General features: G+C 68.6%; 22 protein-coding genes and 1 pseudogene. 13 read left to right on the top strand and 10 right to left on the bottom strand.

The annotated features are described in order from the left end of the window. Positions 1–217 precede the first annotated feature (217 nt). Positions 218–2,029 carry a SigE family RNA polymerase sigma factor gene (locus tag L0C25_RS15305; protein WP_271632540.1) on the top strand — a complete coding sequence of 604 codons (1,812 nt, stop codon included), beginning with the start codon at positions 218–220 and terminating at the stop codon, positions 2,027–2,029. Between the two features lie 142 nt (positions 2,030–2,171). Here the strand turns inward: L0C25_RS15305 and L0C25_RS15300 are convergent, their stop codons facing one another. The 6 genes from L0C25_RS15300 to sucC form a co-directional block, all read right to left on the bottom strand. Then, positions 2,172–2,819, bottom strand: a complete 648-nt coding sequence (locus L0C25_RS15300; protein WP_271632539.1) for a response regulator — start codon at positions 2,817–2,819, stop codon at positions 2,172–2,174. Continuing rightward, complete coding sequence (locus tag L0C25_RS15295) at positions 2,810–4,063, bottom strand: sensor histidine kinase (RefSeq protein WP_271632538.1); 1,254 nt, start codon at positions 4,061–4,063, stop codon at positions 2,810–2,812. Before L0C25_RS15295 ends, L0C25_RS15300 begins: the two co-directional genes overlap by 10 nt. 13 nt (positions 4,064–4,076) lie before the next feature. Next, the gene (locus L0C25_RS15290) at positions 4,077–6,227 is read right to left on the bottom strand and encodes an MMPL family transporter (RefSeq protein ID WP_271632537.1); all 2,151 of its coding nucleotides are present in this window, start codon (positions 6,225–6,227) and stop codon (positions 4,077–4,079) included. Positions 6,228–6,485: 258 nt separating this feature from the next. After that, complete coding sequence (locus L0C25_RS15285) at positions 6,486–7,382, bottom strand: DUF1707 SHOCT-like domain-containing protein (RefSeq protein WP_271632536.1); 897 nt, start codon at positions 7,380–7,382, stop codon at positions 6,486–6,488. An 86-nt stretch (positions 7,383–7,468) separates the two neighbouring features. Beyond that, positions 7,469–8,359: a succinate--CoA ligase subunit alpha gene (gene sucD / locus L0C25_RS15280; RefSeq protein WP_271632535.1), complete on the bottom strand. Its 891-nt coding sequence runs from the start codon at positions 8,357–8,359 to the stop codon at positions 7,469–7,471. A 10-nt stretch (positions 8,360–8,369) separates the two neighbouring features. Continuing rightward, positions 8,370–9,533: an ADP-forming succinate--CoA ligase subunit beta gene (sucC, locus tag L0C25_RS15275; RefSeq protein WP_271632534.1), complete on the bottom strand. Its 1,164-nt coding sequence runs from the start codon at positions 9,531–9,533 to the stop codon at positions 8,370–8,372. A gap of 160 nt (positions 9,534–9,693) precedes the next feature. Between sucC and L0C25_RS15270 the strand changes: the two genes are divergently transcribed. From L0C25_RS15270 to L0C25_RS15260, 3 genes are all read left to right on the top strand, one after another. After that, on the top strand, positions 9,694–10,569 hold the full coding sequence (locus L0C25_RS15270; RefSeq protein WP_271632533.1) for an alpha/beta fold hydrolase: 876 nt from the start codon (positions 9,694–9,696) through the stop codon (positions 10,567–10,569). A 112-nt stretch (positions 10,570–10,681) separates the two neighbouring features. Beyond that, positions 10,682–11,539 (top strand): M23 family metallopeptidase, encoded by an 858-nt coding sequence (locus L0C25_RS15265; RefSeq protein WP_271632532.1) that lies wholly within the window; start codon positions 10,682–10,684, stop codon positions 11,537–11,539. A 135-nt stretch (positions 11,540–11,674) separates the two neighbouring features. Further along, the gene (locus L0C25_RS15260; RefSeq protein WP_271632531.1) at positions 11,675–12,526 is read left to right on the top strand and encodes a M23 family metallopeptidase; all 852 of its coding nucleotides are present in this window, start codon (positions 11,675–11,677) and stop codon (positions 12,524–12,526) included. A gap of 81 nt (positions 12,527–12,607) precedes the next feature. Here L0C25_RS15260 and pcrA read toward each other — a convergent pair. Then, positions 12,608–14,987: pseudogene (pcrA, locus tag L0C25_RS15255) on the bottom strand (DNA helicase PcrA). A 197-nt stretch (positions 14,988–15,184) separates the two neighbouring features. Here pcrA and L0C25_RS15250 point away from each other — a divergent pair. The 8 genes from L0C25_RS15250 to L0C25_RS15215 all read left to right on the top strand — a co-directional run bounded on the left by L0C25_RS15250 (position 15,185) and on the right by L0C25_RS15215 (position 21,951). Then, complete coding sequence (locus L0C25_RS15250; protein ID WP_271632530.1) at positions 15,185–15,463, top strand: hypothetical protein; 279 nt, start codon at positions 15,185–15,187, stop codon at positions 15,461–15,463. Continuing rightward, on the top strand, positions 15,460–16,998 hold the full coding sequence (locus L0C25_RS15245) for a sodium:solute symporter family protein (RefSeq protein ID WP_271632529.1): 1,539 nt from the start codon (positions 15,460–15,462) through the stop codon (positions 16,996–16,998). The genes L0C25_RS15250 and L0C25_RS15245 overlap by 4 nt, the downstream gene beginning before the upstream one ends. After that, complete coding sequence (locus L0C25_RS15240; RefSeq protein ID WP_271632528.1) at positions 16,995–17,654, top strand: GntR family transcriptional regulator; 660 nt, start codon at positions 16,995–16,997, stop codon at positions 17,652–17,654. Before L0C25_RS15245 ends, L0C25_RS15240 begins: the two co-directional genes overlap by 4 nt. Further along, on the top strand, positions 17,651–18,850 hold the full coding sequence (locus L0C25_RS15235) for a CaiB/BaiF CoA transferase family protein (RefSeq protein WP_271632527.1): 1,200 nt from the start codon (positions 17,651–17,653) through the stop codon (positions 18,848–18,850). The genes L0C25_RS15240 and L0C25_RS15235 overlap by 4 nt, the downstream gene beginning before the upstream one ends. Beyond that, positions 18,850–19,734 carry a hydroxymethylglutaryl-CoA lyase gene (locus L0C25_RS15230; RefSeq protein WP_271632526.1) on the top strand — a complete coding sequence of 295 codons (885 nt, stop codon included), beginning with the start codon at positions 18,850–18,852 and terminating at the stop codon, positions 19,732–19,734. Before L0C25_RS15235 ends, L0C25_RS15230 begins: the two co-directional genes overlap by 1 nt. A gap of 71 nt (positions 19,735–19,805) precedes the next feature. Then, positions 19,806–20,690 carry a hypothetical protein gene (locus L0C25_RS15225; protein WP_271632525.1) on the top strand — a complete coding sequence of 295 codons (885 nt, stop codon included), beginning with the start codon at positions 19,806–19,808 and terminating at the stop codon, positions 20,688–20,690. Then, the gene (locus tag L0C25_RS15220) at positions 20,687–21,586 is read left to right on the top strand and encodes a hypothetical protein (RefSeq protein WP_271632524.1); all 900 of its coding nucleotides are present in this window, start codon (positions 20,687–20,689) and stop codon (positions 21,584–21,586) included. Before L0C25_RS15225 ends, L0C25_RS15220 begins: the two co-directional genes overlap by 4 nt. Further along, positions 21,583–21,951 (top strand): GntR family transcriptional regulator, encoded by a 369-nt coding sequence (locus L0C25_RS15215; RefSeq protein ID WP_271632523.1) that lies wholly within the window; start codon positions 21,583–21,585, stop codon positions 21,949–21,951. Before L0C25_RS15220 ends, L0C25_RS15215 begins: the two co-directional genes overlap by 4 nt. A gap of 81 nt (positions 21,952–22,032) precedes the next feature. On the opposite strand, the gene L0C25_RS15210 is transcribed toward L0C25_RS15215, so the two are convergent. Further along, positions 22,033–24,201: an MMPL family transporter gene (locus L0C25_RS15210; protein WP_271632522.1), complete on the bottom strand. Its 2,169-nt coding sequence runs from the start codon at positions 24,199–24,201 to the stop codon at positions 22,033–22,035. A gap of 117 nt (positions 24,202–24,318) precedes the next feature. Between L0C25_RS15210 and L0C25_RS15205 the strand changes: the two genes are divergently transcribed. Next, complete coding sequence (locus L0C25_RS15205) at positions 24,319–24,840, top strand: GNAT family N-acetyltransferase (protein WP_271632521.1); 522 nt, start codon at positions 24,319–24,321, stop codon at positions 24,838–24,840. Between the two features lie 8 nt (positions 24,841–24,848). Here L0C25_RS15205 and L0C25_RS15200 read toward each other — a convergent pair whose 3' ends face one another. Beyond that, the gene (locus tag L0C25_RS15200; RefSeq protein WP_271632520.1) at positions 24,849–25,520 is read right to left on the bottom strand and encodes a response regulator; all 672 of its coding nucleotides are present in this window, start codon (positions 25,518–25,520) and stop codon (positions 24,849–24,851) included. Then, positions 25,517–26,674, bottom strand: coding sequence for a sensor histidine kinase (locus L0C25_RS15195; RefSeq protein WP_271632519.1), 1,158 nt, complete (start codon positions 26,672–26,674; stop codon positions 25,517–25,519). The genes L0C25_RS15200 and L0C25_RS15195 overlap by 4 nt, the downstream gene beginning before the upstream one ends. Positions 26,675–26,739 lie beyond the last annotated feature (65 nt).

Raw genomic sequence — 26,739 nt, 5'->3', positions numbered from 1 at the left:
TACCGGTCGCGTTCGTCCGTCGCTGTCTCCTCACCGCTCCATCGTCCCCGGCGAATCCCGCCAGGTCTCTGCCAACACGCCGGTGTGTCGGAGGCAACGTCGCCCACGGTTGGGTGGGCATGGCGCATCCTCTACGGTCGTATGGGTTGCTCCGCGTGCAGCAACACGAAACGTTCAGTAATCACACGGCGTCCCTGTGCACTCGAAGGAGGGGTGGATGACCCGCGTCGAGGAGTTCGACTCGTTCTACGACTCCACCCGCCAGTACGTACTCCACCAGGTGTACGCGCTGTCCGGTGATCTCGGTATCGCCACGACCTCGGTCAAGGACGCGTATTCCAGGGCGTGGCAGGGATGGTCGAAGGTGCGCTCGCGCGACCCGCTCGCGTTCGTGCGCTCGGAGGCCTGGCGCCAGTCGGTGCTGCATCGCCGCCCGCACCTGCGCCGGCGCAAGCACTCCGACGGCCAGGACCAGGAGCTGCTCGACGCCCTGCACGAGCTCCCCGCCAACGCCCGGCGTCTGCTGGTGCTCCAGACCATCGGTGAGCTCGGCCCCGACGACGCGGCCCGGGAGGTCGGCGTCACGGAGGAGTCCGTCGCGTCGGCGACGGACACCGCCGGTGCCGCACTCGAGCGCCGGCTCGGCACCGACCGCCCGTCGATCGAGGCGCGCCTGCGCGACCTGCGGGCCGTGACCGACGGAGTGCCCTTCGAGCGCCCCTCCCTGGCCCGCCGCCGCGCCCAGCGGCGTGGGCGCCGTCGTACGGTCGGAGTGATCGCCGCCGGTGTGCTCGCGGTCGTCGGTGCCGGGGTCGTCGTCACTCAGGGCGGCCCGCTCGACAACGCCGCCGACGCCGCCGGTCCACACGCGCGCCAGCTCGCCGACCCCGACGAGCTGCCCATGGCCGACGACGACATGCTCGACGACTCCCAGCTGCGTGACATCGACGGAAAGCCGTGGAAGGCCACCGACACGAGCAGCGGGATGAGGCAGCGCGACAACCTGTCGACGTGTACGCCGCAGCGGTTCGCCGATCCTCGCGCGGCCGGAGGCTGGGTGCGTACGTTCGCGCCGGACGACGACTCAGGCCAGTACGCCGTGCAGTCGCTGGAGGTCTCTCGCGACGAGAAGAGCGCCGAGGCCGGATACCGCCGCACCGTGAGCTGGTACGCCGACTGCTCCGTTCCCCGTCTGCAGCTGATGCGGTCGTACACCCTGCGTCACGACGGCCGCGAGACCGTGATGATGCAGATGCGCCGCTGGGACGATCCGACGCGCACGTACACCATCGGCGTCACCCATTCGGAGCTGGTGACGACGACACTCGTGCACTCCGCGAAGGGCAACCGCGGGGCAAACGTCGACAAGTTCTCCCGCGCTGTCGACGAGTCGCTCGCGCCGCTGTGCGACGACGACGACCGCGGCTGCGCCAAGCCCGGCAAGGTCCGGCCGTCGCTGCCGCCGGCCACCAGCACTGCGCCGGAGTTCCTCGGCGTCGTCGACCTGCCTCCGGTCAAGAACGTCGACAAGATGTGGGTCGGTACGGACCCGGAGGGTGCGAATCCGAACCCGTCCGCGACCGCCTGTGACAAGGCCGAGTTCAAGGGCAAGACGATCGACAGCGCGCAGGCGCGTACCTTCGTCATACCCGAGGAGCCGGCGCTCTCCGACGCGCAGTCGCCCTTCGGCATCTCCCAGACGGTCGGAGACTTCAAGAACCAGAAGGCGGCCGTCGCCTTCATGCGCGACGCCATCGGGCGCATCGGCAAGTGTGAGGAGGACGACCTCACGGCGAAGGTTCACGATGGCAAGCGGATCGCCTCCAAGGGCATCACCGGCAACACCTGGCGACTCACGTTCGAGGTCGACGACAAGCACACGGTCGACTACCGCCTCGGCCTGGTACGCGCGGGCGGGCGCGTGGCGCAGGTGACGTTCGCCCCGCTCGACAAGTACGACATGCGACCGGCCGACTTCGACCGCCTCGTCGCGCGGGCGGGTGCGCGGCTCCGTACGCCCGCCGAGTGACCGACGGCCGGGTGCAGCGATACCAAGTTCACTTGGTTTAGCTCACTTCCCCAGGCACCAACGCCTAGGGAGGTGCAGCGATACCAAGTGAACTTGGTATCGCTGCCCGCCGACCTCGCCACCTCGGCGGGCTGACGTCGCCTCAGTGCGCCCGCAGGTAGGCGAGTACGGCGAGCACCCGCCGGTGCCCGGACTCGGCCGGTGACAGCCCGAGCTTGGCGAAGATGTTGCCGATGTGCTTGCCGACCGCGGTCTCCGAGACGTACATCAGCTCGGCGATGCGCGCGTTCGCGTGCCCCTCCGCCATCAGTGCGAGGACCTCGCGCTCGCGCGGCGTGAGCGCATGCAGCGGATCGTCGGTGCGCCGCCGCACCATCAGCTGCGAGACGACCTCGGGATCCATGACCGTGCCGCCGTCGACGACCCGTCGCAGCGCATCGAGGAACTTGTCGACCTTCCCGACGCGCTCCTTGAGCAGGTAGCCGATGCCCGCGGCTCCGCCGGCAAGAAGGTCGGCGGCGTAGCTGTCCTCGACGTACGCCGAAAGCACGAGGATCGCCAGCTCGGGCATCATCCGCCGCGCTTCCACGGCGGCCCTGAGGCCCTCGTCGCTGAACGTCGGCGGGAGGCGTACGTCGAGCAGGGCCACGTCCGGGGAGAGCTCGGGCAGCCGGGCGAGCACGTCGTCCGCGTTGTCCGCCGCGTACGCGACCTCGATGCCCTCGTTCGACAACAGCAGGGTGAGGCCCTGACGCAGCAGCGCGTCGTCCTCGGCGATCACTACCCGCATGGGATCTCCACATGCAGCGTCGTCGGACCGCCGTCGGGACTGGTCATCTCGAAAACTCCCTCGAATGCTTCGACCCGGCGTCGGATGCCCGGCAGTCCGGTGCCGCCGTCGTCGGTCGCACCGCCGACCCCATCGTCGTGGACCTCGATCACGACGCGATCCCCGGCCCTGTCGTCGACGGTCGCAACCGTGACCCACGCCCGCATCGCTCGGCTGTGCTTCGCGATATTGGTCAGCGCCTCCGAGACGACGAAGTACGCGGCCGACTCGACCGCGATCGGTGCCCGCCGCAGCCCCTCGGTGGTCAGCGTGGTGTCGACGGGGCAGCGAGCGACGGCCGCGGCCAGCGCTCCCCCGAGACCTCGTTCGTCCAGGACCGGCGGGTAGATGTTGCGTACGACGTCACGCAGTTCCGCGAGGGCCGTCTCCGCGGCCTCCTGCGCCTTCAGCAACACCGGGCGTACCTGGTCGGGGCTACGCCCGAGCGAGCGCTCGACGATACCGAGATGCATGACGACGCCGACCAGCTTGTTCTGGGTGCCGTCGTGCAGATCGCGTTCGATCCGTCGCAGCTCCGAACCGTGCGCCTCGAGCGCCGATGCGCGGCTCTCGGTCAGCTCGGAGACGCGCCGGGTCAGCAGCGCCTGCTGATTGGGCTGCAGCATCCTGCTCGTCCACCACACGCGCATTGCAGCAAGGGCCGGGAGCACCAGGATCGCGACCGCCATGAGTGCGATGCCGAAAACCATGGTGGCGAACGCGAGCGGCCAGCTCGTCACCTCGAACACCGGCGCGGCCGGCTCGTCCGCCGGCAAGACCCACCAGTACGCGGGCACGATGATGTCGCTGAGCGCCGAGAGCGGCAGAACCACGCCGACCAGCCCGATGACGAACCCAGGGAGGCCGTGCACGACGAGCCACAGTAGATCGCGGTACGTCGCGCGGTCCTGGAACGCGACCTGCGCGCGAGCGAACCAGTTACCGGTGAGGGGCACGTACGCCGAGTCGATCGCTCGCCCGGAGAACCGCCCGACGCGGCGGCGAGCCACATCGGCATGCCGCCGCAGCACGCCGACGCCCCACGGCAGTGCGAGCCAACCCGGCACGGTCGCCAACGCCATGATGATCAGCACGAAGAGCCAGGCGAGGGAGATGAGCGATGCGCCCGTCTCGACGGCGAGGAACGGCAGGACGCGCGCCGACCGTACGGCGCGCGCCCTGCCGAGATGCCACAGCTTGCCCATTGTGATGGTGACGCTACCGGGCGCCCACGTAGGTGGATTCCGGGGCGGGCTCACGCTGCGGACCGCGGTCCTGATGGCCCGGCCACCACGCCTTGTGGCCGACGAGGGCCGTCAGCGCGGGCGTCAGGAACATCGCCATCACGAACGCCACGATCAGGATGCCGATCGAGATGCCGAAGCCCATCTGCTGCAGCGTGACGTTCTCGGCGAGGAGCAGGACACCGAACGTACCGGCCAGGATGAGCCCTGCCGCGGCGATCGTCGGGGCGGTGTGCCTGACCGCGAGGCTCGCTGCGGCGCGCGGCTCGTACCCCTGGCGGGCTTCCTCCCGTAGTCGGGCGACCATCAGGATGTTGTAGTCGGTGCCGATCGCGACCACGAACAGGTACATCATCAGCGGCAGGCTGAACAGCAGCCCGCTCTCGCCCTTCAGCTCCTGGAAGACGAACACCGTCGAGCCGAGTGAGGCCAGGAACCCAAGGGCAACGGACGCCATCAGGTACCACGGCGCGACCACGCTACGCAGCATCAGCGCGAGTACGACGAGGATGCAGACGGCGGCGACGGGGAACACCACCCTGTAGTCGACATTGACCGCGTCCTCGATGTCGACGAGAACCGACGTGAGCCCGCCGACGTACGCCTCGGACCCGTCCGGTGCGGAGTCGTGGACGACGTCGCGCAGGTCGCCGCGGACGAGGTCCCTCGCAGCGCCGGACTCGGGTGCGTCGTCGAGTACGACGGACAGATGCGCGGCAGAGCCGTCCGGGCTGATCTCCGCCGGCGACACGTCGCCGACACCGTCGACTTCCGCGAGCCTCTGACCCATGGTCTCGACGGAGGCCGGATCCAGCGATCCACCATCGTCGGACTTGACGAGGATGTCGGTCGGTCGCGTACGCCCGGCGGCGAAGCCGGACTCCAGATCGTCGAGCGCCTTCGCGGACTCGGTGTCCTGCGGGCCGGAGTCGGACTGGTCGAACTCGGCGACGAAGCCCGCCGAGAGCATCGCGAGCACGGCCATCATCAGACCGGCGACCGCCGCGACCCCCTTCGGCCGGCGCGCGACGAGCGCGCCGAGCCTGCCCGCGACCCGCTCCTTGGGCACGCGCTGCCACGACCTCGACGGCCAGAAGACCTTCGTACCGAGCAGTGACACCACAGCCGGTACGAGGGTCAGGCCGGCCGCGAGGGTGACTCCTACGGCGATCGCGAGCGCCGGCCCCCACGCCTGCAGCTGGCCGAGCGTGGAGAGCGCGAGCGCCATGAACGCGATGATCACGACTGCGGCGGCCGACGTGATGGCCTCGCCGACCCTGGCCACGGCCTCGATCATCGCCTGCTTCGGCTCAGAGCCGGCGCGTAGCCGCTCGCGGAACCGGAACATCAGGAACAGGAAGTAGTCGGCGCCGACACCGAACAGCACGATGATCAACAGCTGCTGAATGCTCGTATCGACCTGCAGGTCGAACCGATCACTCGCCCACCCGATGAGGCCCGTGGACGCAACCATCGCGACGACGATCGAGGCGATCGGAAGGATCGCTATGATCGGGCTGCGGAAGATCGCCAACAGCAACACCACGATCAGGCCGAGCGTGGCCAGCATGATCATCTGGTCGACATCCCCCGTCGCCTCGAGCTCGTCGAGGCTCGACGCGGCATCTCCGGTGACGCCCATCTGGAGATCGGAGTCGGCGAGCAGCTCCGCAGAATCGGCGCGCAGGTCGCGTACGGAGTCGGCCATCGTCTCGCCGAAGATGACCGAGTCGGAGTCGCTGGTCGGTACGACATTGGCCAGCATGATGGTGCCGTCCGGCGCGACCTGCTCCGGGCCCGTGACGATCTGCTTCACATCGCCGTAGTCGTTGGCGTCGAGGTCGTCGACCATCGAGGTGATCTGCTTCTGGTCGGCAGCGGTGAGCTTGCCGCCGTCGGCACGCTTGAACACCAAGATCGCGGCCGGGTCGCTGTCGCTCGGGAACGACGTGTCGGCGATCTCTGCCGCCTTGACCGACTCGTACGCAGGCGGCAGGAAGTCGGCTTGGTCCTGGGTCGTGTCCAGCGACGGCGCCAACGACGCGACCGTGACGGCTCCGACGATCCAGACCAGGATCGTGAGCCATGGATGGTGGACGACGCGGCGTCCGATCCACGCGAACATGGGTCTCCTCAGAGGGTGCAGGTGGGTGGATGTTCGTCCGTACGTCCCGCTCCGCCCCCCGTCCGGAGCGGGTCTCCCGAACACCCCTGACGCTATTTGCGCGGCGCGCGCGTCAACATCTGCCGAGGGCCCGATCTGGGGTAGGGCTGGCTACACCCCGGGGTGGCGTGCGCGCTACCCGGACACCGCGAGAGGCGCATGTTTGTTGTCGACCGGCGTTGTGAACAACCGATCTGCGCCACTCGGGACGGAGTTACCTCAGGCTCCGTCGTGCGCGACCACGCTGGTTCTCTCACCCTCCAGCGTCGTGTTCAAGTACCCGACCTCGTTCGAGTACCTCTTCGCCCTGACGTAGATCTGGATCTGCGGAGCGCCGTTCCACTCGTTCACGCTGATGTAGAGGAGTTGCGCGTCCTCGACATTCAACTCGGTCAACGCGTACTCGAAGTTCGCGAACAGCTGGTCCAGGTTGAGGTCGCGCAGGTCGACCAGAACCCGATCACGTACACCATCAGACGCGGCAGCCGATGAACGCAACATCGGGTCATGGGGGTAGTACGACCAAACCTGGCTGGTCGGATCCGCGCCACCGAGGGGTTCGCTCAAGGTGGCGTACTCCGGACGGAACGACGCCTCGACGACGTAATCCCCACGCTTCTCTCGATATGCGTCGATCAGCGCCCTGATGTCTTCCTCGCTACCCGACCACCCCTGGATCTCCGGCACGCGGATGCCTTTGCCCGAAGGAGCCGCGGCGCTCAGCTCATTCTCGACGTCGCTCCACATCACCACGTCCTCGCCGGTGACCGCCGACTCCGCCTCGCTCACGGACCCGATAGACGAGTCGGGCGGCTCCGGGCCGTCGCCGACGATCTGCCAGCCGATGAAGCCGAGCACGGCGACGGCGGCAACCGCCGCGATGACCGGGGCCCTCGAGCTCGACGGCTCGGGCTCCGGCAGGACGTTCTCGACCTGGAGATCGGCGAGCACCGCGTCGAGCTCCGCGAGCGTACGTGCACTCAGCGTCGCGGCGATCCGCGCCTCGCGTTCGTCGGCATCGATCTGGCCGTCGACGTACGCATCGTCGAGCGCGGCGACGACTCGATCCCGGTCGTCGTCACGGGCCCGCTTCTGACGATCTCCGTCCGATGCCAATCGACGCTCCCTCCGCCGCGCCTGTATATACGAAAGGCGCATTGCCGCGGGCGCGACCCGCGACAATGCGCCGTTCAGGCTGTCTGTCAGCCGAGGCTCTTCAGGATCTCCCGCATCAGCTCGGCGGTCTCCGACGGCGTCTTGCCGACCTTCACGCCGGCGGCCTCGAGGGCCTCCTTCTTCGCGGCGGCGGTGCCGGACGAGCCCGACACGATCGCTCCCGCGTGGCCCATCGTCTTGCCCTCGGGTGCGGTGAAGCCCGCGACGTACCCGACGACCGGCTTGGAGACGTTCGCCTTGATGTAGTCGGCGGCCCGCTCCTCGGCGTCGCCGCCGATCTCGCCGATCATCACGATCGCCTTGGTCTCCGGATCGGCTTCGAACGCCTCGAGGGCGTCGATGTGCGTCGTGCCGATGATCGGGTCGCCGCCGATGCCGAGGGCCGTCGAGAAGCCGAAGTCGTTCAGCTCGAACATCATCTGGTACGTCAGCGTGCCCGACTTCGAGACGAGCCCGATCGGGCCCGAGCCGGTGATGTTCGCCGGGGTGATCCCGGCGAGCGCCTCGCCCGGCGTGATGACGCCCGGGCAGTTCGGACCGACGATCCGGGTCTTGCGGCCCGGCTCGCTGGCGTACGCCCAGAACTCCGCGGAGTCCTGCACGGGGACACCCTCGGTGATGATCACCAGCAGCGGCATCTCGGCGTCGATGGCCTCGATCACGGCGTCCTTGGTGAACGCCGGCGGGACGAACACGACCGACACGTTGGCGCCGGTCTTGTCCATGGCCTCCTGCACCGTGCCGAACACGGGCAGCTCGACGTCGCCGTGCTGCACCGTGGTGCCGGCCTTGCGGGCGTTCACGCCGCCCACGACCTGGGTACCGGCGGCGAGCATCCGCGCCGTGTGCTTCGAGCCCTCGCTCCCGGTGATGCCCTGGACGATGACCTTGGAGTCGTTGTTCAGAAAGATTGACATCTCTGCCTCCTCAGCGGCTCGCCAGCTCGGCCGCGCGGTCCGCGGCGCCGTCCATCGTGTCCACCATCGTCACGAGGGGGTGACTGCGCTCGGTCAGGATCCGGCGCCCCTCCTCGACGTTGTTGCCGTCCAGTCGTACGACAAGCGGCTTGGTCGCCTCGTCGCCGAGCAGGTCGAGCGCGCCGACGATTCCGTTGGCGACCGCATCGCATGCGGTGATGCCGCCGAAAACATTGACGAAGACCGCATTGACCTGCGGGTCGTTCAGAATCACGTCGAGGCCGTTCGCCATGACCTCGGCCGACGCACCACCGCCGATGTCGAGGAAGTTGGCGGGCTTGACGCCCGCGTGCCTCTCACCCGCGTACGCGACGACATCGAGCGTCGACATCACGAGGCCGGCGCCGTTGCCGATGATGCCGACCTCACCGTCGAGCTTCACGTAGTTGAGACCCTTCGCCTTCGCCTTCGCCTCGAGCGGGTCGGCGGCGGCCTTGTCCTCGAACGCGGCGTGGCCCTCGTGGCGGAAGTCGGCGTTCTCGTCGAGCGAGACCTTGCCGTCGAGTGCCTCGAGCACGTCGCCCTCGAGCCGGGCCAGCGGGTTGACCTCGACGAGCGTCGCATCCTCACGGGTGAACACGTCCCAGAGCTTCTGCACCATGACGACGGCCTGGTCGGTCAGCTCGGCCGGGAACGCGGCCTCGGCGACGATCTCGCGGGCCTTCGCCTCGTCGACACCGGTGCCGGCGTCGATCGAGATCTGCTTGACGGCGTCGGGGTTGGTCTTCGCGACCTCCTCGATCTCGACGCCACCCTCGACGCTCGCGATGCAGAGGTACGAGCGGTTGGACCTGTCGAGGAGGAAGGAGAAGTAGTACTCCTCGGCGATCTGCGCGGCGGGAGCGATCAACACGCGGTTGACGGTCAGGCCCTTGATCTGCATCCCGAGGATGTCTCCGGCACGGGCCTCGGCCTCGTCGGGGGTCTTCGCCAGCTTGACGCCGCCGGCCTTACCGCGGCCGCCGGCCTTGACCTGAGCCTTGACGACGACGGCGCCGCCCAGCTGCTCGGCCGCCGCCCTCGCGTCGGCGGGCGTCTCGGCCACGACGCCGAGCGTCACTGGCACCTCGTGCTTGGCGAAGAGCTCCTTCGCCTGGTACTCCATCAAATCCACTGTGCTGTCCGTCCTTAAAGCTGGCGACTGACCGGATGCTCGGGGAGAGTTGTCGTGGCCACACGACCGGGGAATATGCTCCGTAGGCGTTGTGGACTTTAGTCCCGTCGGATTCGCCCACGACATTCGGGTACGTCACCGCCGCGACCCAAGGAGAGCAATGGCAGAGCACACCGTCAGGTCGGGCGAGGTCGGCCTCGCCGTCCGTACGGGCGGAAACGCCTCAGGCCCGACGCTCGTCATGGTGCACGGATTCCCCGACACACAACAGATGTGGGACCCCCTCGCCGAGCGGCTCTGCAGCGACCACTTCGTCGTCACGTACGACGTACGCGGCGCCGGAGCGTCGACGGCGCCACGCGATCGCAGTGGCTACCGGACGAGCCGGCTCGTCGACGACCTCGTCGCCGTCCTCGACGCGCACGCGCCGAGCGGCGCGGTGCACCTCATCGGGCACGACTGGGGCTCCGTACAGCTGTGGGACGCGGTGACCAGCGAGGCCACCGACGACCGCCTGCGTGGCCGCATCGCCTCCTTCACGTCGATCAGCGGGCCGTCACTCGACCACTTCGGCGACTTCATGCGAACGGCGCGTACGACCGGTCACTCCCGTGACGCACTCCGCCAGGCGGCCCATTCCTGGTACATCGCGGCGTTCCACGTGCCGCTCGTACCCGAGTGGGTCTTCCGCCGGTTCGGCGGCCGGCTGCAGGAGACGCTCAACCGCTCCCAGCGCCTCGGCGACGACCCGCATTGGCCCGCCACCTTCGCCGAGGACGGCGCCAACGGCGTCGGCCTCTATCGCGCGAATGCCATTGGTCGGATGCGACACCAACGACCGGCCAGCACCTCCGTGCCCGTCCAGGTGATCCTGCCGATCCACGACGACTTCTTGATACCTGCGCTCTACCACCGGCTCCCGCAGTTCGTCGACGACCTCACGCTGCACGAGGTCGATGCCGGGCACTGGGTGGCGCGTACCCACCCCGATGAGATCGCAGAACGCGTTCGGGTGATGACGCTGAGTCAAGGGTAATCTGGGCCGTGGGGCGGGCCCGATCCGCAACCCGCGGACGCCCGGGCTTCCCCCGCAGTATCGTTTCCGTTATTCTCTGGCGAGTCTTGCCCGCAATCCGGAGGTTCGTTTCGTGCCGTCGCGCCGCGCACCGAAGCGCAAGGCCGCGCCATCACGCGCCTCCCGCACATCGCACCGCGCCCCCAAACCAACGGGGGGCAAGCGCGCGTACAAGCAGCGCTCCCACGCCGCACCGACGGCTAAGAAGCGCACCCTACCGGCCTTCTCGATGCCGATCGCCGCGGGCGCGACGGCGTTGGTGATCGCCGGCGTCGGTGCGGTGACATTGGGGCCCGCAACCGGCAGCGACTCGGATTCCGGCCGCCAGTACCCCGCGCTGAGCGGCGACGTCGCCGCCGCAGGATCGCTGACGTCACGCGATCCGAACGTCGGCGCCTTCGACCCGAGCCGTGACGCCGACCGCGAGCTGCTCGAGGAGCAGGCCGAGCAGCAGGCCGTACAGCGTCGCCAGGCGCTCCAGGAGCTGGCGGCAAAGACCCAGCAGCAGGCGAAGAAGCTCAAGGCGACCCAATGGGTGCTCCCGCTCGCGGGCTACCGGATCACCGCGACGTTCGGCGAGGCCGGCCCCTACTGGTCGTCGGGGTATCACACCGGTCTCGACTTCGCCGCGGCGTCGGGTACGCCCCTCGTCGCCGTTGCCCATGGCACGATCACCGACACGGCGTACGACCCGGCGTACGGCAACCGCACCATCCTGACGCTCGACGACGGCACCGAGCTCTGGTACTGCCACCAGACCGATCAGAGCGTCGAGGTCGGCGACACCGTCGATCCCGGCGATCCGATGGGCACCGTCGGATCGACCGGCAACGTCACCGGCCCGCACCTCCACCTCGAGGTCCATCCGGGCGGCAGCGACGACGGCGTCGACCCCTACACCGTGCTCGAGGAGCACGGTGTGACGCCGTGACGATCGGCACATCTCGCGCGTTCTTGGTTTCGCAGAACCGACTGGTAGCGTCGGCAACTCCGTGTCCGCTACCACGAGGTTCCATCTGTGTCGTCCGCTTTACCGTCGCCTCCCGGGGGTAGCGGCGACGACCCCGTGAGCGCGGAGGCGTCGTCGAGGCGCTCTCACCGAGCGCCCAAGTCGCGCAGGAGCCCACTGCTCCGCCGCGTACCCGTACCCGCCATCCTCGGCGTTGCAGCGCTCGTCGCCGCCGGCATCGGTGTCGTGCACACGACGTCCGACCCGCTCGGCGACACGTTCACCGCCGAGCCGTCATCGCTGTCCTCCGGCATGGCGGTTCCACAGCCGACGTACGCCCGCGCGAACTCGCCCGAGGTGAGCCGCAGTGTCAGCCGGGAGACGCTGACGAAGCAGGCCGAGACGCAGGCCCGCCAGCGCGAGGCCGCGCTGAAGCAACTCGCGTCCAAGTCCGAGGACCACGCCGACGAGCTGCTCGAGGAGCAGAAGAAGCGCGAGGAACGCCTCGAGGCAGAGCGCGAGAAAGCCGCCGAGGAGGGCGCGGAGCTGTCGGCCCGGGCCACCGCCGACGGCCAGTGGGTGCTGCCCGTCGCCGGCTACACGCTGACGGCGACGTTCGGCGAGACCAGTCAGTACTGGTCGACGGTCCACACCGGGCTCGACTTCGCCGCGCCGTCGGGTACGCCGATCGTCGCCGTCAGCTCGGGCACGATCACCTCGACCGGCTACGACGGCGCGTACGGCAACAAGACCGTGCTGACCCTCGACGACGGCACCGAGATCTGGTTCTGCCACCAGACGTCGATCAGCGTGAGCTCGGGCCAAGCGGTCTCGCCGGGTGACCAGATCGGCACCGTCGGCGCTACCGGCAACGTGACCGGGCCCCACCTGCACCTCGAGGTACGCCCCGGAGGCGGCGATCCGGTCGACCCGTACACCGCCCTGCAGGACCACGGCGTCAACCCGTAGCGCCGAGATCTGGGATGTAACGGTCGGTTTGCCGGCCGCGGATCAGCAGTTGCATCCCAAATCTCGGGGATAGGCGGAGACTCAGAGCTTCTCGACCGGTGCGTACCGCATCAACAGTCGCTTGACGCCCTCGGAACCGAAGTCGATCGAGGCGACCTGCTTGTCGCCCTCGCCGTCCATTGCGACGACCGTGCCGAGCCCGAAAGTGTCGTGCGTGACCCGGTCTCCCGGCGACAGGCTCGGGACCGCCCGCTGCTTGCGCCCGGCGGACGAGAGGGACGCGCTGCGCATCGGCGCCGTCCGGCGCGTCGTGACGGCACCACCCTCCCAGCGCGTGGTGTCCGCCTCGGTACGCCGCCAGTCGACGAGGTCGGTCGGCAGCTCGGAGATGAACCGGGACGGCGGGTTGTGCGCGGGCGCACCCCATGCGGACCGGACGACAGCGCGGCTGACGTACAGCCGACGTTCGGCGCGGGTCACGCCGACGTACGCGAGCCGCCGCTCCTCCTCCAGCTCCTTCGGCTCGCCGATCGAGCGCTGGTGCGGGAACACAGCGTCTTCGAGGCCGGTGAGGAACACGATGGGGAACTCCAGGCCCTTGGCCGTGTGCAGCGTCATCAGCGTGACGACGCCGGAGTCGTCGCCGTCCGGCGAGTCGGGGACGGAGTCGGCGTCGGCGACCAGCGCCACCCGCTCGAGGAACGCGTCGAGCGAGCCGGGCTCGAATGTCTGGTCGCCCTCGTCGATGGGCTCGGTGTCGCTCACCAGGGCGGCGTCGGCGACGAACTCCCGCGCCACCGCGACCAGCTCGGCGAGGTTCTCGACCCGGGTCTCGTCCTGCGGGTCGGTGCTGTTCTCGATCTCGGCGAGGTAGCCGCTGCGCGAGAGGACGGCCTCGAGCACGACGTCGGCCGGCTCGCCCGCCCCGACGAGACCCTGGACCTCACGGATGATCCCGGCGAACTTCTCGATGGAGTTCAGCGAGCGGGTGGCCAGGCCCGGCGCCTCCTCGGCTCGTTGCAGCGCCTCCCAGAACGTGATGCGCTCCCGATCGGCGAAGGCGCCCACACATGCCTCGGCACGGTCTCCGATGCCCCGCTTGGGGGTGTTCAGGATGCGGCGCATCGAAACGGCGTCCGACGGGTTGACGAGCACCCGGAGGTACGCGAGGGCGTCCTTGATCTCCTTGCGCTCGTAGAACCGGACACCGCCGACGACCTTGTACGGCATGCCCGTACGGATGAACACCTCCTCGAACACCCGGCTTTGTGCGTTCGTGCGGTAGAAGACCGCGACGTCACCTGGGCGGGCCAGGCCGTCGTCGGTCAGCCGGTCGACCTCGTCGGCCACGAACTGCGCCTCGGCGTGCTCGTCGTCGGCGACGTACCCGACGATCCGCTCGCCTCGACCCTCTTCGGACCAGAGGTTCTTCGGCTTGCGCGACTCGTTGCGCGAGATCACGGCGTTGGCCGCGTCGAGGATCGTCTGCGTCGAGCGGTAGTTCTGCTCGAGCAGGATCGTGGTCGCCGTCGGGAAGTCGGCCTCGAACTTCGAGGATGTTGCGGATGTTCGCGCCCCGGAACGCGTAGATCGACTGGTCGGAGTCACCGACGACGAGCAGGTCGGACTCCGGGTCGTCGCACAGCTCGCGGACGAGGGCGTACTGCGCGTGGTTGGTGTCCTGGTACTCGTCGACGAGCACATGGGTGAAGCGCCGCCGGTACTGTTCGCGTACGTCGGGGAACGCCCGGAACAGGTTGACGGTGTTCATGATCAGGTCGTCGAAGTCCATCGCGTTGGCGTCGGTGAGCCGGCGCTGGTACGTGGCGTACGCCTCGGCGTAGACCCGCTCGGTGTCGTTACCGGCGCGCGATGCCGCCGTCTCGTGGTCGACGAGCTCGTTCTTGGCGTTCGACATCCAGTTCAGGATCGCCCGCGGCGTATGACGCTTCGGGTCGAGCTCCATGTCGCGGCACACCAGCGTCATCAACCGGCGTGAGTCGGCGGCGTCGTAGATCGAGAACGACGACGTGAACCCGAACTTCGTGGCGTCCTTGCGCAGGATGCGCACGCAGGCGGAGTGGAACGTCGAGACCCACATCACCTTCGCGCGCCCACCCACGAGCGTGGCCACCCGCTCACGCATCTCGGCGGCGGCCTTGTTGGTGAAGGTGATCGCGAGGATCGAGCCGGGATGCGCGTTGCGCTGCCCGATCAGCCAGGCGATGCGCCGGGTGAGGACCCGGGTCTTGCCAGAGCCGGCGCCCGCGACCACGAGCAGCGGGCCGCCCTCGTGCATGACGGCCTTGCGCTGCGAGTCGTTGAGCCCCTCGAGCAGCTGCTCGGCGGTCGGACCTCGACGTTTGCGAGGCGGATCGGGCGGACCGGCGTCTGGCGCGCTACCCGTCGTCTCCGTGGGCGCGGCGGACGACTGAGAAGGAACCGGGAACGGAAGACTCATATCGCCCCTCAGCCTACGTTCCGCGACCGACAACGCTCGGGCGGCTCCCGCGTACGCGGTGGCGGGAGACGACGCCTGCCCGATTGTGTACACAATCTCAGAGACGGTTCGGAACTCTCGTGGAAGAGGTTCCCGTCGCCGCGTTGATTGTGTACGATCTGGCGTGTTCTGGCTCACACGGGGACCTTGGAGGAGAGATGGCAACTCGTACGTCCCGGCCGCGCGTGGAACCGCGTGAGCCCATCCGGATGCCCGCGCTCTGGGTCGCCGTCACGGCGACCGTGCTCATCGGCGTACCGCTCTACCTGCCCGAAGGCACCATCGACCCGATCGTGCTCGGTGTGCCCCTGTGGTTGCTGGTCTGCGTGGTCGCCGCCGTCGCGCTGTCGGCCATTCTCTGCGTCGCTTGCCTGCGCTGGTGGTCGCTCGCCGAGCCTGCCGAGGCCGCGGCAGAGTTCGAGGAGGACGCCCGATGAACGACCTCGCATTCGCCGGCACCGACGGCGTCGTCGTCCTGATCGCGTACGCCGTGGTGATGCTGGCCATCGGCTACTTCGCCGGCCGCGACCGCCCCGGCGCGGGCAAGAGCATGCGCGGCTACTACCTCGCGGGCGGGGGCCTCGGGTTCGTCGCGCTGTTCTTCACCCTTTACGCCACCCAATACAGCGGCAACGCCGTGGTCGGCTACGCGCCCACTGCGTACCGAAGCGGGTTCTCCTGGTGGCAGTCCGTACCGTTCATGACCGGCATCATCGCGGTCTACCTGCTTTTCGCACCGCGCCTCTACGTCGTCGCCAAGCGCGAGGGTTTCGTGACTCCGGTCGACTGGATCCGGCACCGGTTCAACTCGACTCCGACGGCGATCCTCGCGACGGGACTGATGCTGTGGGGTCTCGGCAACTACCTGTTGGAGCAGCTCGTCGCGATGGGCCAGGCAACGTCCGGGCTCACCGGCGACACCGTCCCGTACCAGGCCTCGGTGCTCGCCTTCGTCGTGGTCATGCTCGTCTACTCGTGGGTCGGCGGCATGCGTGCTGTCGCGCTGACCGACGTGATGCAGGGCATCGCCCTACTGATCGGCATCTTCGCATTGCTCTTCGGCGCGCTCTACCTGGTCGGCGGCGACCTGGGCAGCGTCACCGAGCACCTGCGTGAGACCGATCCCGCCAAGGTAGGTGTGCCCGAGTTCGACGTGTCCCTGAACTGGTTGTCGATGATCGTCCTGATCGGCTTCGGCGCGGCGATGTACCCGCACGCGATCCAGCGGATCTACGCCGCGCGCAGCGAACGTACGCTGAAACGGTCGCTGGCCGGCATGGCCTGGATGCCACTGGTCACTACCGGCGTCGTCTTCGTGATCGGCATCATCGGCATCCAGCTGATCCCGGGGATGTCCGAAGGCGAGTCCGAGCAGCTCGTCGGCAAGATGGCCAACCAGGTCGCGGATATCAATGTCTTCTTCTACATCATCATGATCCTGTTCTTCGGCGGAGTCGTGGCGGCGATCGTGTCGACCGCAGACTCGGCGTTGCTGAGCTTCTCCTCGCTGATCTCCAAGGACATCTACGCGCGCCACATCGGCCCGGACACCAGCGAGCGGCGCCAGGTGCTCGTGGGCAAGGTGGTCGGCGTCCTCGCCATCGGCGTCCTTCTGTTGCTGGCGTGGAATCCGCCGAGCACGCTGTACGACATCTTCGTGCTCAAGATGGAGCTGATCGCACAGCTCGCACCGGCGTTCATCCTCGGCCTTTACTGGCGGCGGCTGTCGGCCTGGCCGGTGTTCGCCGGCATGGCGACCGGCGCCCTGCTCGCAGGCATCCTGACGATCGCGGGCTCCGACGGCTGGCACGGAATCCCCGGCGGGCTCATCGGACTCGGGCTCAACCTCGCGATCTGCGTGATCGGCTCCCTGCTCCTCCCCAACCGCGATACGGGACACGCCGACACCGGGAAGTACGTCACGCCCGAGGCGCTGGCAACGGCGCCGAGCATGCAGGAGGTGCGCCCGTGAACGACACGGTCTCGATGGTGTACGACCAGCTACGCCGGCAGATTCTTACCGGCGAGTTCGGCGAGGGCGACCGGCTGCGGGAGGGGCCACTCGCCGACTTGCTCGGCACCAGCCGCACCCCCGTACGCGATGCGCTCCGGCGCCTGCACGGTGATGGACTCGTCGAGCTCACCCCCAACCGTGGCGCACGCGTCACCGGGTACGCGCAGTCCGACCTCGACGACATCTTCGAGCTGCGCGCCCTCCTCGAGGGCTTCGCCGCCCGTCGCGCCGCCGAGCTCGGCACGGCCGACACTGCACACCTCATCGCGTTGTGTGACGCGATGGAGGCGGCCGCGGCGGGGCGAATCGACGCGAGCGACGAGATCACCCAGCTGAATCTGCAGTTTCACTCAGCGATCCATCGAGCGTCCGACAACGCGCTGCTACCGAGCATTCTCGACGGCGTGATCGCGATAGCTCTCGTGCGCCACACGTTTCACCAGTACGACGAGGCGGAGACGGCGCGCAGCTTCGCCCAGCACCGCGAGCTGGTGCGGGCCATCTCGGCGCGCGACGGCGTGTGGGCGGAAGCGGTCATGACCGCTCACCTTCGCGGAGCACATTTCGCGGTCGACCGCGAGACCAACGAGACCATTACGGAGGACACACCTTGACCGAACGGAACGGCCCACTCGACGGATATCGCGTCATCGAGGCGGGCTCGCTGATCGCGGGTCCGTTCTGTGGCCAGCTGCTCGGGGACTTCGGCGCCGAGGTGATCAAGGTGGAGGACCCCGATGGCGGAGACCCCATGCGGGATTGGGGTACGAGCGCCGACGGTGTTTCGCTCGCGTGGCCGGTGATCGCCCGCAACAAGAAGTCGGTCACCTGCAACCTGCGCAGCACCGACGGGCAGGCCGTCATGCGCAGACTGGTCGCGTCCGCGGATGTGCTCGTCGAGAACTTCCGGCCGGGCACGCTCGAACGCTGGGGACTCGGGTACGACGAGCTCGCCCGGTTGAATCCGGGTCTCATCCTCGTCCGGGTGACCGGTTACGGCCAGACCGGGCCCTACGCGAGCCGGGCCGGGTTCGGCTCCGTCGGCGAGGCGATGGGCGGTGTGCGGTACGTCAGCGGCGAACCCGACCGCCCGCCGAGCCGGGTCGGCATCTCGCTGGGCGACTCGCTCGCCGGGACGTTCTCCGCGTACGGCACGGTCATGGCACTGCTCGAGCGCCAGAGTTCCGGGCGCGGGCAGGTCGTCGACACGGCGATCTACGAGGCGGTCTTCGCGCTGATGGAGTGGCTCGTACCCGAGTGGCAGCACGCCGGCGTACGCCGCGAACGCACGGGGTCGATCCTTCCCGGCATCGCGCCCAGCAACGCGTACCCGACCGCCGACGACTCGCAGATCATCATCGGCGCGAACCGCGACACGGTGTTCACCCGTCTTTGCGAGGCCATGGAGAGGCCCGAGCTCGCGGCCGAGGGACCGTACGCGACACACCGCGGGCGCGGCGAGCACCAACACGACCTGGACCGGCTGATCGGCGAGTGGACCAGGACGCTGCCGGCGTCGGACGCACTCGAGCGGCTGAATGCGGCGGGCGTACCCGCCGGTCTGATCTACACGGCCGAGGACATGCTCGCGGATCCCCACTTCGCGGCCCGGGAAGCGATCGCCACCATGACACACCGGCAACTCGGCGACGTGTCGATGCAGAACGTCGCGCCGAAGCTGTCATCGTCGCCGGGTCGGCTGCGGTGGGTGGGCCCGGAACTGGGCGAGCACAACGACGAGGTGTACGGCGGCCTGCTCGGCCTGGACGACGACGAGCGGAAGTCGCTCGAGTCCGTCGGGGCGATCTGATGCGGGTCGACATCTGCGAGGTCGGACCGCGCGACGGGTTGCAGAACGAGCCCGAGGTGCTCGACCCGACGGTACGAGCCGAGCTGGTGACGCGATTGGCGTCGACGGGCGTGCCCCGCATCGAGGTTGCCAGCTTCGTCAGCGCGCGGCGCGTACCGCAGATGGCCGATCCCGAGAAGGTAGTAGCACTCGCCGAGGCTCCGTCGCCGGTGACGCGTGCGGCCCTCGTACTCAACGAGCGTGGGTACGAACGACTCGCCGCGACGGACGTGCCCGAGGTACACGCGGCCTTCTGCGTCAGCGAGACGTTCAACGAGCGCAACCAGGGTTGCCCGGTCGCCGACTCGGTCGAAGCGACGAAGCGGATCATTCGGCGAGCGCACGACGACGGGCGTCGGGTAACGGTGACGCTCGCCGCGTCGTTCGGCTGCCCGTTCGAGGGCGAGGTCGACCCGGGCGAGGTTCTCGCGTACGCGGGCGAAATACGCGAAGCGGACGAGATCGTATTCGCGGACACCATCGGCGTCGGCGTGCCCCGCCAGGTGCATCGGCTGCTTCGCGGAGCTGCCGACCTCGATCGTCCGCTCGGTCTCCATCTGCACAACACCCGCAACACCGGCTACGCGAATGCGTATGCAGCGTTGGAGTCTGAAGTATCGACACTCGATGCCTCCGTGGCGGGCATCGGCGGGTGCCCATTCGCGCCGGACGCGACGGGCGACATCGCCACCGAGGACCTCGTGTATCTGCTCGACCGCGAGGGTGTAGAGAGCGGCGTGGACATCGACGCGGTGATCAGCGTCGCCGAGTGGTTGCGCGGCGTGCTCGGTCGGGACCTGCCGGGGCGGCTGCATCGTGCGGGGGTGTTTCCTCCCGCCTCTTGATCGCGTTGGACTCTTGCGTTTGTACTGAGACAGATGATACAATGTTCAGTACAAACGTTCGGAGGTGCGCGATGGTCATGGTGTTGCAGTGGCTGGTGTACACCGTTCTCATGTCGGCGATCGGCCTCGCCTGCATCTGGTTCTTCTGGACGAACCTGGCCGCCAAGACCGGTGAGGAAGTCAGCGGACTGCGACCACCCGCCGACCTGAGGCTCGACCCCGGCGCGCGGCACGCGATCTTCGATGAGCTCTATTGGCGTCGGCGTGCGGGCTTCCGCGCCGCGGCGATCGTCTATGTGCTGGTGACCATCGCCTTCCATCCGATGTACGTGTCCGATCGGCTGTCCGACGCGGCGCGACCGGCTGCATGGGGCATCGCGCTCTTCCTTGGATTCATGATCGGCGAGACGTACGCCGCGACCGGAGCCGCCCGGACTCCGCGTGCCGCACACCGGGTGGCGACGCTCGCGCCGCGCGATGCCGCCACCTACCTGTCCCCGTTCGAGCGCACGGCGCAAGCGACGCTTCTCGGCACACTCGCGGCAGCAGCCGTGCCACTTTCCGTCGATGCCGCCCGCATGGACGAACCCGGTTGGGTGATGTACGCGGTCTATGTGGTCTGGGCTTGGCTGTCGATCGGAGTCGCGTGCCTGCTCGCACAGCGCTGGGTACTCGCCCAGACTCCCCCGCTCGACGATAGCCGGCGCCTCGTCGTACGCGAGTACGTCACTGCCTCGGCGATCCAGCAACTACACAAGGCACTCTGGCTCTCGGCCCCGCTGGCGTACGTCACCGCGGTCGCCTTCGCGCTCGGCCCGATGCCGAGCGGAGGCGAGCTGGTCGCGGCATACGGCCCGGTCGCCCTGGTCGTCGGCGCCTTCCTCTGTTACCGCCGCTGGCGGCAGCTGCCCGACCCGGTCTGGCACTTCGCGCGTACGACGGGGAGCACGGCATGAGCGAGACCTGGCATTGGCTCATCTTCTGCGGGGGCGCGTTCCTGATCGCTCTGCCGTTCACGATCATCGAGTGGAAGCGCGCCGATCGCCAAGCGATGAAGCTCGTCGATCGACTCACCCCGCCCGCAGGCATGGCGTTGACCGATGACGGCACGCAGTGGCTTCAACGCCAAGTCGCCCGACGTCTGCGATGGGCAGCGGTGACGACGCAGATTGCGATCTGCTTCACCGCGCCACTCGTGTTCGGGTTCCTCGACGTGCCGATCATCAACGAGTTCGGCGCACCGATGTACGGCGCCGTTGCCGTGTTCATCGGTCACACGGTCGGTTCGACGTACGCAACGGTCCGCTCGGCATGCGCGAGCACTTCGGTACGCCGCTCGGCGCCCGTCACGCCACGCACGCTTCGCACCTACGTTCGCGGGTGGGAGCACGCAGTCCTGGCCTGCCATGTCCTGACTGCGCCGGTGGCGCTCGCGGCCGTCGCCGTCGGGTGGTTGACGGGCCGTTTCGACGACGAGGCGGCGATCGTGTGCGGGGCGCTCGCGGCGCTGTGGGCGATCGCCGTCGGCGGGATCTGCCTGCTGTTGAGGCGTACCGTGCACGCGTCGCCCGTCGTCGACGAAGATCTCCACGTCGCCCGTGAGTTGTTGCTCTCGTTCGCGATTCGCTCGCTGCTCGTATGCCAGTTCGTGATCATCGGCCTCGTTGCGTCGGCACTCTGCACCTACGCCTACCTCACTGTCGACGGCTTCCCCTGGGCGCTGAGCGTGGCCCCGATGTACGCGGTCGGGGCGATCGGCCTGGGCATGTACGTCACACGCGTCAACCGCGAGGACAGAGACGCACCCGCTCCCGAGTGGTACTTCGCCCGTACGCTGGAGCCAACCTCATGAACCTCATCGTCGTCGACACCTCCATCGCCGAAGCGCCGTACGAACAGGTGCGCCGGCAGATCGCCGCGCACGTCGCGTCGGGCGAGCTCAAGGCCGGGCAGAAGCTGCCGACCGTACGCCAGCTCGCCACGGATCTCGGCCTGTCCAACAACACCGTCGCGCGGGCGTACCGCGAGCTCGAGGCGGGCGGGGTGATCGAGACACACGGCCGCAAGGGCACGTTCGTCACCAGCACCCTGCTCGGCCAGACCGACGGTTCCGGCGCACAGGACGCCGCCGCCGAGTACGCCGCGCTGGCCCGCCGCCTCGGCCTCTCCCTTCCCGAGGCGACCCGGCTGCTCGAGGCCCGCTGGTCCGACCGCTGAGCCTGCACAAAGTTTGGTGCGAATTGCACCACCGGACGGCGCCCAAGACGTGCAATTCGCACCAAACTCTTCATCACACGGTCAGCCCCGCGAGCCGGCGAGTCCCCTCGCGCCCGCCGGCCCGCTTCCCGAGTCCGTGTCGGTGGGTACGAACGGCGCGCCGGCCGACTCACGCAGACCGATCCGGTCGTGCAGCCGGCGCAGGAACGGCGGTGCCCACCAGTTCGCCCGTCCCATCAGCGTCATCACGGCCGGCATCAGCAGCATCCGCACCAGCGTCGCGTCGACGAGCACCGCCAGCATCAGTCCGACGCCGACCTGCTTGACCGGGGAGAACCCGCCCGCGACGAACCCCGCGAATACCACCGCCATCAGCACCGCCGCCGCGGTGACGATGCGCCCGGTGTGCTGCAGGCCCTCACGGATCGCGCGGTCGTTGTCGCCCGTACGCCGCCACACCTCCGCGATGCGCCCGAGCAGGAAGACCTCGTAGTCCATCGACAACCCGAACGCGATCGCCAACATCAAGGCCGGCGTCGTCAGACTCAGGCCGCCGAGCGCATCGGTGCCGAAGAGCCAGCCCAGGTTGCCGTCCTGGAAGACCCACACGATCGCGCCGAAGCTCGCGCCCAGGCTGAGCGTGTTCATCACGAGCGCCTTGGCCGGGATGACGATCGAGCCCGTGAACAGGAACAGCAGCACGAACGTCGCGACCACGACGATCCCCAGTGCATACGGCGCCCGCTCGACCAATGCCGCGCGATAGTCGACGATCTCGGCCGCGTCACCCGTGACCCGCACGGGCACCGGCGCATCGGTGCCTCGGAGGTCGTCGACGAGATGCTGAGCCGTTTCGCCCTGGCTGTCGCCCTCGGGCACAACATCGATCACCGTCAACCCCGGCACGCCGTCGCGTACGGCCACCGCATGCACGTACTCCGTGGCCCGCAGCGTCGAGATGTACGCGTCGAGGTCGCCCGGCCCGATCGTACGATCGGCGACCACCGTGATCGGATCGGCCTTCGCGGCCTCGTCGAACCGGCTCTCGACGATCGACTCCAGCTGTCGGCTCGGCGACGACCCCGGCAGCGACCGGCCGTCCGGCTGCGCGAACCGCGCTCCGAGGAACGGCGCCGCGGCGATCAGAAGGAGGGCCGCCACAGTCACCGAGATGACGATCGGTCTACGCGAGACAGCACCCGTGACGGCGACGAAGAAGCCCCGATCGCTCGACGTCGGCCTCGCCGGGCGTACCCGGTGACCGACCATCGCGACGATCGCCGGCAGCAGCGTGAGCGAGGCCGCGAGCACGAACAGCACGACCAGCATCCCGGCGATGCCCGCGGAGCGCAGGAACGCGTCGGGGAAGACCAACAGCCCAGCAAGCGATGCGGAGACCGTGAGCCCGGAGAACGCGACCGTACGCCCCGCCGTCGCCATCGTCTCCTCGAGCGCCGACGCCACGTCCGGACACGTACGCCGCTCCTCACGGAATCGATATACCACCAGCAGCGCATAGTCGATCGCGATCCCGAGGCCGAGCATCGTGACGATGTTGATCGAGTAGACCGAGACGTCGGTGACCAGGCTGACCAGCGACAACGCGCCGAAGGTCGTGGCGACCCCGATGATCGAGATCAGCACCGGCAGGCCCGCGGCGATCAGCCCGCCCATCACGACGACCAGCAGGATCAGCACCAGCGGCATCGAGATGACCTCTGCCTTCGCGAGGTCGCTCGCGGCCTGCTCGTCCATCTCGTCGTCGAGCAGGTCACCGCCGCCGACGAGCACGTTCGGCGCGTCGATCGACTCGACCAGCTCGGTGGCGTCGTCCATCGGCGGGTCGTCCACGTTCGGGCCGAACTCGACGGCGAGCGCGAGCGCCTTGCCGTCCTCGGCGATCGCAGTGCGATCCGGCTCGTCGCCTCCGCTCCACGGCGTACGAACAGCAGCGACGCCCGGTAGTGCCGTCACCGCGGCTGCCGTACGCGTGACGTCCTCCCGCACCGCGGGATCGTCGACGTCGACACCGTCGACCACCGCGAAGAACTCGTCTCCGCTCGGCGCGGCCTTCGCGATCGCGGCGTCGGCTCTGGCCGACTCGCTGTCGCGTACCTCTCCGGCGTCCGACGTCAGGTTGCCGAACACGCTCGGCGCCATCGCGAACCCGGCGAACAGGATCGCGATCCAGGCAACGAGCACGGACTTCCGGTGGTTGATGCAGACTCTCGTCAGCTTGCGGATGATCATCGGTAGCTCCCAGGTCGAAGGCTCACCACCACGCTAGGAATCCGCGGCCGCGGTGGGATCGCCTACGCGGCTCAAATTCGGTCTCCCCCGTGTGGGGGAGACCGGTACCATCGCACCGTGCACATCACCCTCACCGAGCTCGACGCAGGTGACCGCGACGCACTCACCGAGTTCCTTGTGCACAAGGGCCCTTGGCCATTTCACGCGCGTCCACGACCGACTGTCGAGCAGATCCACCAGGCATGGGACGCCGGCGCGTACACCAGCGAGAGCGACCGGACGTTCTGGCTGGAGTACGCCGGACGCCGCATCGGCCTGTGCGGGTTCGCGGACCTGACCGACGACACCCCGATCCTCGACCTCCGGCTCGCCAACGACGAACGCGGCCATGGGCTCGGCACCGGCGCCCTGCGGGCAGCCACCGCGTGGGTCTTCAACGAGATCGCGACCGCACGTCGGTTCGAGGGCACCGCGCGCGTCGACAACCTCGCCATGCGTCGTACGTTCGAGCGCTGCGGCTTCGTTCGGGAGGCGTACTACCGAGAGGGCTGGCCGTCCGCGGATGCGACCTATGACGCAGTCGGGTACGCAATCCTACGTACCGACTGGGAATCGGGCACCACGACGCCGGTTCCGTGACCCGTGGGTCAGCTCGCTCCCGGCTTGACGATGCCCCGCTCGTACGCGTAGATCACCGCATGGACACGGTCGCGCAGGCCGAGCTTGTGAAACACGTTGCCCACATGGGTCTTGACGGTGTGGTCGCTGACGACGAGGCGTTCGGCGATCTGCGCGTTCGAGAGCCCCTGTGCCAGTAGATCGAGCGTGTCGCGCTCGCGCGCGGTCAGTACGTCGGGCGCCGCGACGCCTGTCTGCTCCGACGGCAGCACGCTGCGGCCGTGCACGAAGTCGTTCAACAGCCGGCGAGTGACCGACGGCGCGAGCAATGCGTCGCCGTCGGCGACGACGCGAACTGCAGAGACCAGCTCGTCTCGCCCGACGTCCTTGAGCAGGAAGCCGCTCGCACCCGCCAGCAGTGCGTTGTAGACGTACTCGTCGAGGTCGAACGTCGTGAGCACGAGCACTCGCGTCCTCGGGTGCGCACGTACGATCGCCCGCGTCGCTGCAATGCCGTCGAGGCGCGGCATCCGGATGTCCATCAGCACCAGATCGGGTTCGTAACGCGCCACCAAATCGACGGCCTCGTTGCCATCGCCCGCCTCGTCGACCACGTCGATATCGGACTGCGCCTCGAGGATCATCCGGAAGCCGGAGCGTACGAGTGCCTGGTCGTCGGCAAGAAGTACCCGCACCGTCATCGGGGCTCCCCGGCGTCGAGCGGCATCGTCGCCCGGACCGACCAGCCGCCGTCGGCACAGGGCCCCGCCTCGACCTGGCCGCCGACCAGCCCGACACGCTCGCGCATCGCGATCAGCCCATGCCCGCCGGGCTCGGCGACGCCCCCGATACCGTCGTCCACGACTTCGATCGTCAGCGCCCCGTCACCCCGCTCGACGGTGACGTCGACTCTGTCCGGATGACCATGCCGCACGGAGTTCGTCAGTGCCTCCTGCGCAATGCGGTACGCCGAGACGTCAACTGCTGTTGGGATCGGCTCATCCCCGACGTGGCAACGGACGCGCACGTCGATCCCCGCCGCACGAACGCGGTCGACGAGCTGCTCGATCGAGGCGACACCACGCTGCGGGGCGAGCGGCGCAGCCTCCTCGGACTTCAGAACCCCGAGCAGTCGCCTCATCTCGACTAGCGCCTCCTTGCCCGCGGAGCTGATCGCGTCGAACGCCTCCTCCGCGCGCCGCGGGTCGCCCTCGATCGCGACCGGACCCGCCTCCGCCTGCACCACCATCATCGAGAGGTGATGGGCGACGACATCATGCATGTCGCGGGCGATCCGGTTTCGCTCCGCCTCCGCTGCCGCGAGTGCCTGGGCCGCGCGCGTACGCTCGAGGTCGGCGGCGCGCTGCTCCAGCTCGGCTGCGCGATCGCGTCGCCGGCGCGCGCCGTCGCCGAGCAGCCATGCCGTCGCGAAGATCAGATAGTTGACCGTGAGGTCCTCGGCATCGACGTGCGACCAGTCGATCACCATCGACAGCGTGATCGAGAAGGCCGACACGACCGCCGTGACGATCGCAAGCACCCGGTCGGTGTGTGCAGTCACGGTGTAGACGGCGACGAGCCCGGCGTACGGCACGTTCGGGTCCGGCAGCGAGGAGACGCCGTACACGACGGTAAGTGAACCGCACCAGATCACGACCGCCAACGGCCAACGCCGGCGTACGAGAAGCGGCAGGCACAGCGCGAGTACGAGCACGTACGCCCAGCCGGGCACCGGGTCGTCGGAGTCCTCGTAGCCCTGTAGCAGCGGCACCATCGAGACGATCAGGACCGCGAGCGTGATGGCAGGGTCCAACAGCGGCGAGAGCCGCCGCTGCCAGCCACGAACGTCGCTCACACGCAAGAGTCTGGCAGGTTCGCGGCGACCGCGACTCCCCCGCGCGACCGATTCTCGGCGTCTCG

The sequence above is a fragment of the Solicola gregarius genome (genome assembly GCF_025790165.1).
GTDB classification, from domain to species: domain Bacteria; phylum Actinomycetota; class Actinomycetes; order Propionibacteriales; family Nocardioidaceae; genus Solicola; species Solicola gregarius.
This window is presented reverse-complemented; position numbering and strand designations above follow the sequence as displayed.